The organism is Adhaeribacter sp., assembly GCF_057359045.1.
Map to the genome: position 1 here is coordinate 35,770 of NZ_JBMQUD010000124.1, position 15,640 is coordinate 51,409.

General features: G+C 44.1%; 12 protein-coding genes. 4 read left to right on the top strand and 8 right to left on the bottom strand.

The window, feature by feature from the left end; genetic code table 11:
• Positions 1 to 58 precede the first annotated feature (58 nt).
• The 5 genes from ACO1R6_RS19050 to ACO1R6_RS19070 all read right to left on the bottom strand — a co-directional run bounded on the left by ACO1R6_RS19050 (position 59) and on the right by ACO1R6_RS19070 (position 4,534).
• Positions 59 to 982 carry an aspartate carbamoyltransferase catalytic subunit gene (locus ACO1R6_RS19050; RefSeq protein ID WP_486266669.1) on the bottom strand — a complete coding sequence of 308 codons (924 nt, stop codon included), beginning with the start codon at positions 980 to 982 and terminating at the stop codon, positions 59 to 61.
• A gap of 2 nt (positions 983 to 984) precedes the next feature.
• Entirely contained in the window at positions 985 to 1,536 is a 552-nt protein-coding gene (pyrR, locus tag ACO1R6_RS19055) for a bifunctional pyr operon transcriptional regulator/uracil phosphoribosyltransferase PyrR (protein ID WP_486266670.1), read from the bottom strand.
• Positions 1,537 to 1,776: 240 nt separating this feature from the next.
• Positions 1,777 to 3,366, bottom strand: a complete 1,590-nt coding sequence (locus ACO1R6_RS19060) for a hypothetical protein (RefSeq protein ID WP_486266671.1) — start codon at positions 3,364 to 3,366, stop codon at positions 1,777 to 1,779.
• A gap of 53 nt (positions 3,367 to 3,419) precedes the next feature.
• Entirely contained in the window at positions 3,420 to 3,827 is a 408-nt protein-coding gene (locus ACO1R6_RS19065) for an EVE domain-containing protein (protein ID WP_486266672.1), read from the bottom strand.
• Positions 3,828 to 4,132: 305 nt separating this feature from the next.
• Entirely contained in the window at positions 4,133 to 4,534 is a 402-nt protein-coding gene (locus ACO1R6_RS19070) for a hypothetical protein (protein ID WP_486266673.1), read from the bottom strand.
• Positions 4,535 to 4,847: 313 nt separating this feature from the next.
• Between ACO1R6_RS19070 and polX the strand changes: the two genes are divergently transcribed.
• Positions 4,848 to 6,566, top strand: coding sequence for a DNA polymerase/3'-5' exonuclease PolX (gene polX / locus ACO1R6_RS19075; RefSeq protein WP_486266674.1), 1,719 nt, complete (start codon positions 4,848 to 4,850; stop codon positions 6,564 to 6,566).
• The gene (locus ACO1R6_RS19080; protein WP_486266675.1) at positions 6,563 to 7,549 is read left to right on the top strand and encodes a glycosyltransferase family 9 protein; all 987 of its coding nucleotides are present in this window, start codon (positions 6,563 to 6,565) and stop codon (positions 7,547 to 7,549) included. Before polX ends, ACO1R6_RS19080 begins: the two co-directional genes overlap by 4 nt.
• 104 nt (positions 7,550 to 7,653) lie before the next feature.
• Here the strand turns inward: ACO1R6_RS19080 and serS are convergent, their stop codons facing one another.
• Positions 7,654 to 8,928, bottom strand: a complete 1,275-nt coding sequence (gene serS, locus ACO1R6_RS19085) for a serine--tRNA ligase (protein WP_486266676.1) — start codon at positions 8,926 to 8,928, stop codon at positions 7,654 to 7,656.
• Positions 8,929 to 9,197: 269 nt separating this feature from the next.
• Here serS and rho point away from each other — a divergent pair, with 269 nt between their 5' ends.
• Positions 9,198 to 11,120 carry a transcription termination factor Rho gene (gene rho / locus ACO1R6_RS19090; protein ID WP_486266677.1) on the top strand — a complete coding sequence of 641 codons (1,923 nt, stop codon included), beginning with the start codon at positions 9,198 to 9,200 and terminating at the stop codon, positions 11,118 to 11,120.
• Positions 11,121 to 11,228: 108 nt separating this feature from the next.
• Here the strand turns inward: rho and ACO1R6_RS19095 are convergent, their stop codons facing one another.
• Together ACO1R6_RS19095 and ACO1R6_RS19100 are read right to left on the bottom strand one after the other, a co-directional pair.
• Entirely contained in the window at positions 11,229 to 12,083 is an 855-nt protein-coding gene (locus ACO1R6_RS19095) for a UbiA family prenyltransferase (protein ID WP_486266678.1), read from the bottom strand.
• A 177-nt stretch (positions 12,084 to 12,260) separates the two neighbouring features.
• Entirely contained in the window at positions 12,261 to 13,043 is a 783-nt protein-coding gene (locus ACO1R6_RS19100; RefSeq protein WP_486266679.1) for a class I SAM-dependent methyltransferase, read from the bottom strand.
• Positions 13,044 to 13,283: 240 nt separating this feature from the next.
• Between ACO1R6_RS19100 and ACO1R6_RS19105 the strand changes: the two genes are divergently transcribed.
• The gene (locus tag ACO1R6_RS19105) at positions 13,284 to 15,632 is read left to right on the top strand and encodes a penicillin-binding protein 1A (protein ID WP_486266680.1); all 2,349 of its coding nucleotides are present in this window, start codon (positions 13,284 to 13,286) and stop codon (positions 15,630 to 15,632) included.
• Positions 15,633 to 15,640: the final 8 nt, after the last annotated feature.

Below are 15,640 nucleotides of genomic sequence, written 5' to 3' on the forward strand. Positions count from 1 at the left end.
AAGCGAAATATCGTTCTTTTAAACCACTACTAAATATGAATAAATACTAAGCCAATTACTACACCTTAGCCGCTAACAGGTACAATACCGCCATCCGGATGGCAACACCATTTTCTACCTGGTTCAGGATAATAGAATGGTTTGAGTCGGCGGCATCGCTGCTTAGCTCAACTCCGCGGTTAATGGGGCCCGGGTGCATAATGGTAATTTCTTTGTTTAAATTATCGAGCATTTTTTTATTTATGCCAAAATACAGCGTATACTCCCGCAACGACGGAAAATATTTCATTTGCTGCCGCTCAAGTTGTATGCGTAGTACATTGGCAACATCGCACCAAGCCAGGGCTTTGTTTACATCCACTTCTACCTTTACGCCCAGGTTACCAATATAACGTGGCAAAAGCGTAGCCGGACCGCAAACCATTACTTCGGCACCTAACTTTTTTAAAGCAAAAATATTAGATAATGCTACTCTTGAATGCAGAATATCGCCAATAATGGCCACTTTCCGGCCAGCCACATCGCCATATTTTTCCCGGATGGAGAAGGCATCTAACAAAGCCTGGGTGGGGTGTTCGTGCGTGCCGTCGCCGGCGTTTACAATATTGGCTTTAATATACCGGGATAAAAAATGCGGGGCACCGGCGCTGGCATGGCGCATCACAATCATATCTACCTTCATGGCCAATATGTTGTTAACGGTGTCTAGGAGGGTTTCGCCTTTTTTTACCGAACTGCCACTCGCCGAAAAATTAATAACATCCGCCGATAATCTTTTCTCGGCTAGTTCAAAAGAAAGACGGGTACGGGTAGAGTTTTCGAAGAAAACGTTGGCAATGGTAATGTCGCGCAACGAAGGTACTTTCTTAATCGTTCGGCTAAGTACTTCTTTAAAATTATCGGCGGTTTCAAAAATTAAATTAATATCGCCGGGGGTGAGATCTTTTATACCTAATAAATGCCTGACGCTTAATTCTTGCATGCTTAGAGTTCTTCGTTTTGGGTGATGAGCCAGATATTATCGGCGGGAGTTTGCGGGCTTTTCCATTCTACCAGCACCTTTTGGGTAGCTAGTGAGTTTACGTATTTGCCCACATATTTAGCCTCGATGGGTAAATGACGGGTATACCGGCGGTCTATTAACACCAGCAATTCTACGCTGGCCGGCCGGCCGTAGGCAATCATGGCGTCTAAAGCAGCCCGCACTGAGCGCCCGGTATACAAAACATCGTCTACCAGAATTACTTTTTTGTTTTCAATATGAAAATCGATGTGGGTGGCGTTGGCCATTACAGGACTTTCGCGCCGCCGAAAATCATCACGGTGGAAGGTTATATCTAACTGCCCGGTACGGATAGGAAATCCCAGTATAGCTGCTAATTTTTGGTGTAAGCGTTCGGCTACAAAAACGCCGCGCGGCTGTAAACCCAGAATAACAGAATCGGAGAAGTCTACATGGTTCTCAATCAGCTGGTGGGCCAGCCGTTGGAGCATAATATCCAACAATTGATTACTTACAATAAGTCTTTTCTGCATGGCTGTTTTCTACCGCAAATATATAGAATAGAAATTAGGCACAAAAATATTAATTAGCGGTTAGGGATTAGCTTTTTAGAATAGTTACTTTCGTCAGCCTTCATAAAATTAGCAGCTCCCAATTAATTAAATGTAAGCAAGCCAGCTATTTTGTTTACAGCCAACGCAATAAAGTTTTGCCCTAACCTATTTGTAAATAAAAATTACCAGTTTAATTCCTGCTTTAGGCAACTAAAGGGTTTAGTTGGCCAGGTCAAAAGTAACTTTATTCAGGAAAAAAACTTCGCGGGAGGCACTTTTAGGTGGTTTAAGCCGGCCAAAGCCAAAAGCTAAAAAATGGGGACCGTACCAGTGCACTAAATTTAAACCCTCCACCGAGGTTACTTTCTCTTCGGGGGTTTTGCCGGCCAGTGGTACCGATAAATCATTGTCGGAGGTGCTGTCGCGGGTAACAACTTTGTACCGGATTTCTTCTTTATAAGGGTAAGCCATAACTACTTTGTCGCCGGCAAAACCGTATTGGGTATGTTGGTCTAGTTCGTTGCGTATTACATCTTTTAAAACGTAGCTGTTATCCCAGAGTAATTTACCTTCCGGGTCAAAAACGCAAATAACCGCGTGCGAATACCGGTATTCAGGGTTAGAATTTACTGATCTGGGACCCATGGGCAACATGGGGTAATATCTGTCGAAGGAGTAAATACGGTTATAATAGCCGGGCCACCGGTTTAAAGAATTGCTGCCCTGCGAGGTAAAAACCTCGGCAAACAAATAATATTTATTGTCGCGCTGCACCAAATCATGAAACAGCAAACGATAGCGGTGCCGCAAATCCTTATCTTCACTTTTAAAGCGCTCGGCTTTTTCGTGCAGGCGGCGTTGGGCTCTTTTGCCTAGGTAATCAAAAAAATGCTTTAACTGAATAAAATCGACGTAAGCCAAAGATTTTTCGGGCGCAGCCAGGTGGCTGGTAAAAAAGCCCTGCGAAAAACGGGTATCGCGGTTGCTGTACGAGCCAATTATCAGTTTGCGCAGGCTATCGCCGGGAGTAAGTTGGGCTGTAATTAAATTACGGCCATAAGGCGGCTGAATAAGAGTGTTGCTGTATAAATCGCCGTTAGGGGTAAACCGTTTAACTTGTAAGCGGCCTTTTATGCCGTTGGTTTCCGATAAAATAAATTCGGCGCGGTTGGCCACCGTATCCATATGAAATTCTTCGAGTGCATCGAGCTGGTCGTATAAAGCCGGAATGGTTTTTATATCGTTGGTCTTTTCGTTTATATGTACCACCAGCGAGTTGCGCGTAGATGCCGCCGAAATATAAATATGGTCGCGGATTACTTTTAAATGCCCGAGCTTTATATCTGTATCTAGGTCTTGTTTTTTTAAATTGTAGTTGGTAAAAGTATGTGCCCCGGATTTGATATTAATTTTCAGGATAGAAAATTTGTAAGAAATATTAGACAGATATAGCAGGTAAATAAATTTATCGGTTTCATAAACCTGGTGAAATTCAGGCGAGTCTTCGAGAAGTAAGTTGCTGCTCCAGAGTAATTGCAGATTATGAGAATACCGCTGAAAAACATGATCTTCTTTAAAAGAACCAAAGTACGGGCGTTTGTAAACCACCAATGTGCTGTCGGCCAGCGGAAAAACGTTAATGTCTTTTTCAAACGATTTTTCTTCTATCTCTAACCGTAACTCTTGGGTAGGTTCTTGTTTGGGTGCTGATTCTGGTTCAGACTCTTGCCCGTAACCCAATACGGGCAAGAGCCCCCCTAGTACCCACAAGGTAGCTGCAAATAATTTTCTGAAAGCTAAGTTGTTCATGCCAAAAGCTTCTAATTGTAGTAAACCAGAATAAGCAGCCCTGCCTTGTGTTTTTAGTTGTTGCCCAGGCTCAGGATTATTTCAAATTCTTCTGGTTTTAACGGCATTACCGATAGCCGCGATTGTTTAAGTAACGATATATTTTCTAAACGATTATCTTTTTTTATTTGGTCGAGTTTAACCGGTGCGTTAAATGCTTTTACGGGGGCCAAATCAACGGTAAGCCATTTGGGTTCTGGCGTGGTGGTATCGGGGTAAGCTTCTTGCGCTACCTCTGCTATCCCTACAACGGCCTTTTCCGACACACTGTGGTAGAACAACACCAAATCGCCTTTTTTCATTTGTCCTAAGTTATTCCGCGCCTGAAAATTGCGTACTCCGGTCCAGGAAGTCTGACCGTCTTTCACTAAATCAGCCCAGGCGTACGCTTCTGGTTCTGATTTTACTAGCCAATATTGCATGATAAGTAATTCGGAAAAATTTAATTTAAAGTTTATAATTTATAAATATTTAATTTTAGCTAACTATTTTTTCGCTTAGCTTTTTTGACCAGGCAAATTGAGGTATAGCCAACCATTAACAACGTTTTAGCGCGAAGATATAGCCGGAAAACGAGACTTGCCGCAAAAAATTAAATATTGCAGAGTAAAGCAGGGCAGGAGAAAGAAAGCAGTAGCGCCTTAACAACTGGCTATTTTCTGCCATGCGCACCAGCTATTATCCAGAACCAGCTAAAGCTTAGCTTAAATATTGTGTATAATGAAATTTAGGGTTTGGTAACCCGGATAGTCTTAAATAAATCGGGGGTAACCGTTTTGATTCTGAAATAAAAGCTTTCGGCTTCGGTCTCCGCAAAGGTTACCCGCATTAAATCTTTTTCTACCATTTTCCAACGGCCCTGGTGTTCTTCCAAGCCATCGGTCGGGGCAATGCTTAGTAACTTAAAGTCGCCGTTGGCATCCAGGCTAAAACCAGTACGGCCGCGGGAGGGCGGAAAAGCATAAGTATTAGGCCGGTAAACCGTTACGTTGGTGCTATCTTCTTCTACGGCGTGCAACCAGGTTTTACCGTACAGAGGCGCTAAAGTATCTGGCGGGCGCTGGCAAGTAGTACCCATTAAGCCAAAGAGTAGTAAAAAGAATATTCCGTATAAATATTTTAAATGCATGAGGTTAAGTATTTACCTTTAAGCAAGGGTATTGTATTAGGGTATATCTATGTGTCCCGAACTTGAAAAATATTTGTCTCTGCTGGCTCATTTATAACTATTTACCTAGAGCAAATAAAGCTGATTTTACCAGCCACAAGCAAATTTGTACAGGCAATATACAAATATAAGCCATAATTCGCCAGGAACTGGCGTGAGCTGCTTTTAGGCCTGTTGTGCCAGTTTGCACCTGAGGCGTTGCAGTAAAGTAAAAGCTCAGAAAGCTACGCGAACCCCAGAAATACGTATCTTTGTGTAAAGAAAATTCAGATCCTTGGAAAATAAAGAAATAGTGCGGGCTTTCCGGTTAGCTACTTCGCTACTGGAACTGCACGACGAAAACCCGTTTAAAATAAGAACTTACACCAACGCCGTAGCTACCCTCGAAAGGCTCGATGCGCCTTTGGCGGGCTTAACCACCGAGCAGTTGGAACGCCTCGATGGCATTGGTAAAGCGCTGGCGAGTAAAATTGTTGAGATTTCCGAAACGGGTTCTTTCGCCGAGTTAGATAAGTTTATAGCGGCCACTCCGCCGGGCGTGGTTGATATGTTGCGGATTAAAGGCATTGGACCTAAAAAGATCCGGACGCTCTGGAAAGACCTGGGCGTTGTTACCACCGAAGCCTTACTAGAGGCCTGCGAAGCAAACCAGGTGGCGGCTTTAAAAGGGTTTGGCGCTAAAACCCAAGAAACTATCAAAAATGCTTTACTCTATACTGAACAAAGTAAAGGCAAATTATTGTATGCCGAAATAGCACCAACCGCTACCCACTTGCGGGATTATTTGCGGCAAACTTTAAAAACCGAAAAAGTAGAAATTGCCGGTGAAATACGTCGGCGTTTAGAAATAATTACCACGCTTTTAATAATCGTTGGCACCGATAAGCCATTGGCAGTACAGGCAGCGCTGGCCAATGTGCCCGAACTAACCCCCGATGAAATAAAATCCGGCCCGTTTTTATGGCGCGGGCGCGAAAATACTTCTGGTATAGCCGTAGAAGTTAAAATGGTTGCCCCAGCCAGGTTTGTGAACGAATTATTTTTACAAACTGGCTCTGAGGCCCATATTACCGGTTTATACAACGATACCGATTGCCTGGTGCAACTTACCCGCCAGGAGCAGTTTACCAGCGAAGCAGCCCTGTACGAGCGGGCCGGTTTGGCTTTTATTGAACCCGAATTACGCGAAGGCCAGCACGAATTATTACTGGCCCGCAAAAATGCTTTGCCCCAATTATTAACCGACCAGGATTTAAAAGGTATTTTGCATAACCATAGTACCTACAGCGATGGCGTGCACACCTTAGAACAAATGGCCACACACTGCCGCGACCTGGGTTACGAATATTTAGGTATTTGCGACCATTCTAAATCGGCTTTTTACGCCAATGGCTTGCAGGAATTCAGGGTAAAAGAGCAGCACCGCGAAATTGAAAAACTTAACCATGCTTTAGCTCCTTTTGTAATTTTCAAAGGCATAGAATCAGATATTCTGGCCGATGGCTCGCTCGATTACGCGGACGAGGTACTGGCTTCTTTTGATTTTGTAGTAGCCTCTATCCACAGTAATTTAAAAATGGATCAGGCAAAAGCCACTAACCGGTTAATTAATGCTATCCGCAATCCGTATACAACCATGTTGGGGCACCCCACCGGCCGGTTGCTGCTGCGCCGCGAAGGTTACCCCATCGACCACAAAGCCGTAATAGATGCCTGTGCCGAACAAGGGGTAATAATTGAAATAAATGCTAACCCTTGGCGCCTGGATTTAGATTGGCGCTGGGTAGAATATGCTTTATCAAAAGAGGTGAAGCTGAGTATTAACCCTGATGCCCACAGTATGGCCGGTTACGACGATATGCAGTATGGCGTTTTAATGGGGCGCAAAGGCGGGTTAACCAAAGAAATGACCTTTAATGCTTTTTCGGCTACCGAAGTTGCCGCTTATTTTGCCGACCGAAAAAAACGAGCCGCGGAGATTTTAGCGGTATGAAGAAAATCCTGATTCTACGTTTTTCTTCTATCGGCGATATTGTACTGACTACTCCGGTTATTCGGGCGCTAAAGCAGCAACTGCCCGGCGTACAGGTACACTATTGTACCAAGCCTAATTTTAAAGCCTTGGTAGCTACCAACCCTTACCTCGATAAAATTCATTATCTGCCAGAAAAGCTTAAAGATTTAATAAATGAATTGCGCGCCGAGCGTTTCGATTACATAATTGATTTGCATAACAACCTGCGTACCCGGCTAATCCGGTGGCAATTAGGTGTACCGGGAAAAGGATTTAATAAATTAAATCTGCAGAAATGGCTGCTGGTTAACCTAAAAATAAACCGAATGCCTGCGGTGCATATTGTAGACCGTTATTTGGCTACTGCCGCTAAACTGGGAATTAAAAACGATGGCCAGGGCTTAGATTATTTTATTCCGCCCGCCGACGAAATACACTGGGGTTCATTGCCAGCTACCCACCAAAAGGGTTACGTGGCTTTTGCCATTGGTGCCCAGCACGCCACCAAACGCTTACCCCTCGAACGCATAATAGAACTCTGTGCCCAAATAAACCGGCCCATTATTTTACTCGGAGGCAAAGAAGATGCCGCTACCGGCGAAACCATCGGGCAATATTTTCAAACAACGCACAACGCACAACGCACAACAATTTACAACGCCTGCGGCCAGTATAATTTAAACCAATCGGCCTCTTTGGTAAAGCAAGCCGAGGTGGTTTTTAGCCACGACACGGGTTTAATGCACGTTGCGGCCGCCTTTAATAAAAAAATATATAGTATCTGGGGTAACACCGTACCGGAGCTGGGCATGTACCCGTACCGCACCAATTTTGTAGTTTTAGATAACCGTGCTATCAAATGCCGGCCTTGTTCTAAAATTGGTTATGCCGGTTGCCCGCAGGGTCATTTTAAATGCATGTGGGATATTAACTTCGACACGGTAAATAGCGCTAACCTGTAAAATTTACTATTAATCTAACTCATCAATGCTAAAAATAAAGCCTCTGTAGAAATACAGAGGCTTTATTTTTTAACGGTAAAAGACCAGTCTGGTACAAAGGCCGGTTAATTAATTATATCGAAACCGCAATACGGGTGTAATACAGCCGGGATTTTAATGCCTTCTGAGGTTTGGTTGTTTTCCAGAATGGCCGCTACAATGCGGGGCAATGCCAAAGCACTGCCGTTAAGCGTGTGCAACAACTGGGTTTTGCCGTTTTCGCCTTTATAGCGCAACTTTAAGCGGTTGGCCTGGTAGGTCTCGAAATTACTGCAGGAGCTTACTTCTAACCAACGTTTCTGGGCCGCTGAGTAAACTTCCATATCGTAGGTTAGGGCCGAGGTAAAACTCATATCGCCCCCGCATAAGCGTAAAACCCGGTAAGGCAATTCTAACTTCTGGAGTAAACCTTGGATGTGCTGGCTCATTTCTTCCAGCGCTTCGTAAGATTTTTCCGGCTCCGGTATCTGTACGATTTCTACTTTATCAAACTGGTGCAACCGGTTAAGGCCGCGCACATCGGCACCCCAACTACCGGCTTCCCGCCGGAAACAGGGGGTATAAGCAGTGTTTTTTATCGGTAGTTGCTCCCTAGGAATTATTTCGTCGCGGTAGATGTTCGTGATGGGAACCTCAGCCGTGGGAATCAGGTAATAATTATCGGCGGTGGCGTGGTACATTTGTCCTTCTTTGTCGGGCAACTGCCCCGTACCATAACCAGAAGCCTCGTTTACCAGAATAGGCGGTTGCATTTCGGTGTAACCGGCGCGGGTGGCCTCGTCCAGAAAGAAATTAATTAAGGCTCTTTGTAAACGGGCCCCTTTGTTTTTGTAAACCGGAAATCCGGCCCCGGTAATTTTATTGCCCAGTTCAAAATCTATAATATCATATTTTTTAATTAAATCCCAGTGGGGCAGGGCATTTTCGGGCAAAGCAGGAAAGTCGCCGTTCTGCAGTAAAACCTCGTTGTCTTCGGCCGAGTAACAGGCCGGAACACTGGCGTGCGGTAAATTGGGTAATTTTACCAAGGCGTTTTGCAGGTCTGTTTCCAGGGTGCTTAAATCTTCTAATAACTGCTTGGCGCGGCTTTTTAAATTACCCGTTTCAGTTTTTAAAGATTCGGCCTCGGCTTTCTGGCCACTTTTCATGAGGTTACCAATTTCGCGGGCTAAATTATTTGCCTGGGCCTGTATGTCGTCGTGCTCGGCCTGCAAACTACGACGCTGTTGGTCAAGGGTTAAAATGTGCGATACTTCGGTAGCCGCGTTTTTATAATTTTTCCGGAGCAGGCCGGCTATAACCTGATCGGTTTGTTCTCTTATTACCGCTATCTGTAGCATTTTGTGAAGCTTTAAGCGTGCAAAATTATACTTTTTTTATTAGCGCTATAATTAGCGTAAAATATTATATAAAAAAATGAAACATTTTAGATAAAAATAAGCGTAATATTTGGTAATTAGGTTACGTTACCATAACATTGTATTGCTAATAGTAATCGAACCGACGTTCCAGGTTCTTCCTAACAAAATATAATCCTTTTTTCCAGAAATCGCTCCTGTTGCCTCCCGCAATCCTGAGATGCAAATATTTATAACTACCTAAATTCTGTATGTACAATATTGAAGAATTGAAAGACAGATTGCTTTCAGAACTTAAAGAAATTGCTGAAGAGCTTGGTGTAACCAATTTCAACAAACTCAGCAAACAAGACTTAATTTATAAAATCCTCGATCAACAAGCTATAACTCCTCCCGAAAAGCTCCCTAAGCGATTTCGTTCCCCAGCTCGCAAAAACCAAGCCTCCGAAGCGCCCGCTGATACTTTAGATGCACCAGTTGCGCCCGTTCAAACTTCTATGTTTGAGAGTGCCCCTGCGGCAGATAATGCCTCTGTAGCCGAGCAGTCGGCGGCGGCTCCTGCCGAAGCAACACCAGCCAGGCCAATCAGAAGAGCCGATGCCCGCCCGCAGGATACCAAAGCTTTACGGGAGCCCCGTACCCGCGAAACCCGTGAACCACAACCAGCCCGGGAGGCCCAGCCAACGAGAGAAACGCAACCGCCAAGAGAACCCCAGCCGCCACGGGAACCGCAGCAAATCCGTGAAACCCCGGCTCCACCGCGGGAAGTACCGGCGGCACCAGCCCGCGAAGCACAACCAACCAGAGAGCCGCAGCAGCCAAGAGAACCCCAGCAACAACGCGAACCGCAAACGCCACGGGATAATAACCGCGAGCAAAACCAAGCACCGCGCGAACAGAATCAACCGGCTCGGGAGCAGAACCAACAACCGCGCGACCAAAACCGGGAAGGTAATTTTCAGCAGCGCCGGCCTAACCAACCGCAGCAAAATAATGTAAGTGGTCAGTCTAATACCGGCAACAACCAGGGCGGTGGTAACGCCGCTACCTTTAAAGAATTTGATGGAATTATAGTAAACGAAGGCGTACTGGAGCTGATGCAAGATGGCTACGGTTTCCTGCGTTCTACTTATTATAATTATTTAGCCAGCCCCGACGATATTTATGTGTCGCCGTCGCAGATAAAATTATTTGCTTTAAAAACCGGTGATACGGTTAAGGGGCAAATTCGGCCGCCAAAAGAAGGCGAAAAATATTTTGCTTTGTTAAAAGTAGAATCGGTAAATGGCCGTACCACCGAAGAAATCCGGGATCGGATTCCGTTTCAGCATTTAACGCCGTTATTTCCGGAAGAGCGCTTAAACCTAAGCACCAAGTCATCGCTGTTATCTACCCGGATTCTGGATCTGTTTGCTCCCATTGGTAAAGGCCAGCGGGGTATGATTGTGGCGCAGCCTAAAACAGGTAAAACCGTTTTATTGCAGGAAATAGCCAACGCCATCTCGGAAAACCACCCCGAAGTGTATCTCATGATCTTATTAATTGATGAGCGTCCGGAAGAGGTAACTGATATGTCCAGGAACGTAAAAGCCGAGGTAATTGCCTCTACCTTCGACGAAACCGCCGAGCGCCACGTTAAAATATCGAGCATTGTTCTGGACAAAGCCAAGCGCATGGTAGAATGTGGCCACGACGTAGTAATTTTGCTCGACTCGATTACCCGGTTAGCCCGGGCATATAACACCGTGGTACCTAGTTCCGGTAAAATATTGTCGGGTGGGGTAGATGCCAACGCCCTGCACAAACCTAAGCGTTTCTTTGGTGCCGCCCGTAACGTAGAAAATGGTGGTTCTTTAACCATTATTGCTACCGCCCTGATTGATACCGGTTCTAAAATGGATGAAGTTATCTTTGAAGAATTTAAAGGTACTGGTAACATGGAATTGCAACTGGATCGGAAATTGGCTAACCGCCGTATTTATCCGGCCATTGATGTGCCGGCTTCTGGTACCCGTCGCGAAGATTTATTGATGGACAAAGACGAACTAAACCGCGTTTGGATTCTGCGTAAATTTATGTCGGACATGAATTCGATAGAAGCAATGGAGTTCCTGAAAGACCGCATGAAAGGAACAAAAGACAATGATGAATTCCTGATTTCGATGAATAGTTAATATTTAACTTTACTTATAACAGAAAGCCTGGTACTCAGTAACCGGGCTTTTTTGTTTTAATGCGGTAAGGTTATAGTTTAATTTTTAATATTTAAATTTTAAAACCAATTACAATATTATTATTAGAATAAAGGCCAAACTAATGGCTAACGACGATATTTTATTCATGCGCATGGTATTTTCGAAATTAGCTTCGGCCAGGTTTTGCCTTACTTTTAAAAACCAGCGGCTAAAGAAATACAGAATAGGGGCTGTACAGAGCAGGAATATTAAAATATTTTGCACTTGGTTGTAATTAAAATAAGCAAATAAAAGTAAACCGCTACCCAGGAGTAAACTTGTTCCTGCAAATATAAAGGTGCCTTTTATGCCCAGCAGTAAGCTAATGGTTTGGTCGCCGCGCCGGGCATCTTCGGTATGTTGGTAAACCTGGGTTAAGGGGTACGAGCCGCACAAGAACAAAGAACTGACTGTAGCTAATAAAATATTATAGGTGTTAAAAATTTGGTTAAACGATAAACCTAAGCCAACCTGCACCATAAAAAAAGTAAAAGCGCCCTGAAAAAATATTACCACCAAAGTGCTAATCACCGGGTACTTTTTCAAACGGATTTTATCGTAGCTATAGGCTTTGGAAACCAGTAAATAAATTGCAATACAAACCGCAAATGGTACCGATAAAAACAAGCTGCTGATTATGGCCAGCAAATCGAATATTACTACTAACCAAAAAAGGCTTTGGGTAACCTGAGGAGGATGTTTAAGGCCGCCTATGCTGCTTTCGTCGCGGTCGAAGTAGCAGTTGTAACCGTTGCTGGCCGGGTAAACCAAACCATGAATAATGACGAAAATGGCCACTGCTTTTATAACACTATAATCAGTTAGGGCACTCAGCGCAAACCAGAATACCGGCATCAGGTAAACCGAAAAGGGTATTCGCATTAATTTAAAAGCATCGCGCATGAACAGAGGTAGTTAACAATGAACAGTTATCAATAAACGGTAATCAATAATAGTCATTTTAAAACTAAAGTGGAATGAAGCGGCTTTAAAGCTTTCATCTGTTAAAACTTTTAGGTAGCCTAATTATTCTTTAATCAAACCCAGATAAGCTTAAATACCCATTGTTAACCAGTAAAGTTAAACTGGATAGCCAATCAGGTAAATAATTTGCAGGCCGGTTTTATGTTTTATTTTGCCGGTACGCCAGGTGTAATCTTTAACCGGTATACCCGCTGTCAGTTTGTTAAGGTGGGCAGGTGTGTAAAGCCGCAAAATAGATACACAACCATCCCAAATGGTGCACAAAGGTATTAACGGCATTAAATAAGTGAAGATAAACCGGCTTAAACGAAACGGGCGCATAAAAGGCGTCGCAAATATAAATACCAATGGAAACAGCAGAATGGCCAGCAATATTTCGAGGTAACTTTTGCTGGCCCCTTCAAAAATACCAATGGGTACTCTCTTGTGGGCTGCATCGGCCAGAATAGCCTGGGCAACGGCGGGCCGGAAATGGTGAAAAGCTGAGAATATGGTGCGGCAACCGGTAAACTGGCTGGGCACGTTGGTGGCATCTATGGGTTCCGGAGCGTAATCTATGGCACCTTTAGTTTCTTTTTTTACCAACTCAAATGCCGGAATATTGGGATATAAATCACTCAGTAGGATGGACACGGGCCGTTGCATCTGGTTAGTTAAAGCCTGGTGTACCCCAATAATGCCGCCACCACCGCCCGAACCTAAATCTAAAATTTCGGGCCGGGCCGCTTTGCTTACTAGTTCCTGTAATAAAGGCACAATGGGCTCATAAACCCGCAGCGTACTAATAGAAAACCGCAGAAAATCCATCATGTTTTGCCGCAGAAAATCCGGAAACCAAGCTTGGTCTTCAAATTCAAATAAATGATAACGTTGGGTCAAGGGAAGCAAATAAGAATAAGTTTCTGGTTTTTACGTTGATTAAGGATATTCCGGGCAAAATTTATTTAAACAAAGAGATTTTTATTTTAAATATTTTGTTAGAAAAAATACGCCTTATCTCGCAGGATAAGATATTTTATTTAAGTACATTTTACTACAAAGTAAAAACCCTTAAATTATATTTGTAAAATTTTTGAGTAAGAGCCATTCTGGTGGCTCTTTTGGGTTTAATTTGCAGGCATGTCCGTAGAAGCACCAGCTAAACAAAAAAAAGGCTACCAATCCGTAATCCGGAATATGTGGCGATTATTTGCGCTAGGTTTAGCCGCCTTATTTATTTACATATTTTGTGTTTCCACTAATTTTTTATTTTTATTTGGCGACACACCCGGTACCGAAAAACTAGAAAACCCTACCACCGAATTAGCGTCGGAATTATATACTTCAGATGGTGTACTGATAGGCAAATATTTTACAGAAAACCGGAGCCCGGTAAACTACGCTAAAATTTCGCCTATGCTAATTAAGGCTTTGGTAGCTACCGAAGATGTCCGGTTTTATGAGCATGCCGGGATAGATGCCCGGGCCCTTTTATCGGTATTTTACTTTACTGCCCGCGGCGAAAAGCGGGGTGGTAGTACCATAACTCAGCAATTAGCCAAAAACCTTTACAAAACCCGTCGTAAAGAAACCAAAGGGCTTTTGGGTTATATACCGGTAGTAAGTACCGTAATCTCTAAAACCAAAGAGTGGCTCACTGCAATCCGTTTAGAGCGTAATTACACCAAAGAAGAAATCCTAACCATGTACCTGAATACGGTAGAGTTTGGTTCGAATGCTTTTGGGGTAAAAGTGGCCGCTAAAACATTCTTTAATACCTCGCCGGACAGCCTTAAAACCGAAGAGGCCGCCATGTTGGTGGGCTTGGTAAATGCCCCGACGCGCTACAGTCCCCGGTTTCACCCAAAGGCGGCGCTCGAAAAACGTAATTTTGTTATTAGTAAATTAGCCAAGTACAACATTATTACCCAACCCCAGGCCGACTCGTTAAGCAAAATACCGATTGCGCTGCAATACCATGTAGAGAATCATTACGATGGTCCGGCAACTTATTTTAGAGGCGCAGTAAACGAATTTGTAAAACAGTGGTGCGAAAAAGAAAACGAAAGGGCCGGTTACGATAAATATGATGTATACAGCAGCGGGCTTAAAATTTATACCACCATCGATTCGCGTATGCAGGCCCTGGCCGAAGAAGCCGTTACCGAAAAAATGCGCAGTTTACAAGCCAAATTTTACCGGCACTGGAAAGGCAAAAATCCCTGGACCGACGAAAAACACAAGGAAATTCCAAATTTTATTCAAGACCGGGCCAAACGCACCGCTTATTACCAGAAGTTAAAACGTGTTTACGGCAACGACCAAGCCAAAATAGATGAGCTGATGAATACCCCCCGGAAAATGCGGGTATTTACCTGGAAAGGCGAAAAAGATACTACCTTAAGCCCCATGGATTCGCTGGCGTACTACAAGCATTTTTTACACGCCGGTATGATGAGCATGGACCCTTTTACCGGCCAGATAAAAGCCTGGGTAGGCGGCATTAACTTTAAATATTTTAAATACGATCACGTGCGGCAAGCCCGCCGGCAACCCGGTTCTACGTTTAAGCCCTTTGTGTATTTAACAGCTATTGATACCGGTTACTCGCCCTGCGACCGTATTCGCGATGAGCGGGTGACCATTAATTACGTAGAAAACGGTAAGCCCATGACCTGGCAACCCGACAACGTAACCCGCTCTTATACCGGTATAAACATGACTTTGCGGCAAGCCATGGCTCGATCAGTTAATTCGGTTACGGCCCAACTTACCGAAAGAGTAGGCTGGGAAAAAGTGGCTGAATACGCCCAAAAGTTAGGAATATCAGGCCCTTTACAAGCCGTACCGTCTATTGGTTTGGGATCGGGCGGCGACGTATCGGTGTATGATATGGTGGGCGCTTATGCTACTTTTGTAAACAATGGTTTCTGGAGCCAACCCATGTTCGTTACCCGGATAGAAGACCGGAATGGAAATATTATTCAGCAATTTGCGCCCAAACAGAAAAAAGTAATTAGTGAAGAAACGGCTTTTTTAATGGTGCACATGTTAAAAGGTGGTATGGAAGAGCCCGGCGGAACTTCGCAGGCCCTATGGGAATACGATCTCTGGAAAAAAGGCAACCAAATTGGAGGTAAAACCGGTACTACCTCTAATTACTCCGATGGCTGGTACATGGGCATTACCAAAGACTTGGTTTCGGGCGTATGGGTTGGGGGCGAAGACCGCAGTATTCACTTCCGCACATCCGATACCGGCGAAGGTTCTAAAGTGGCTTTGCCTATTTTTGGGGCATATATGGAAAAAGTTTATAAGAACCAGGATTTAGGTTATAAAATGGGCCCTTTCCCTAAAGCCGCAGTTAAAATCCGAAAGAATTATAACTGCCCAACGCCGCGCCCAATAGCTGTACCAAAACCCGATACGCTAAGAACCGATTTAATGCTGGAAGAACTAAACGACTTACCGATAGAAGGGTTACAATAATTCTAAAG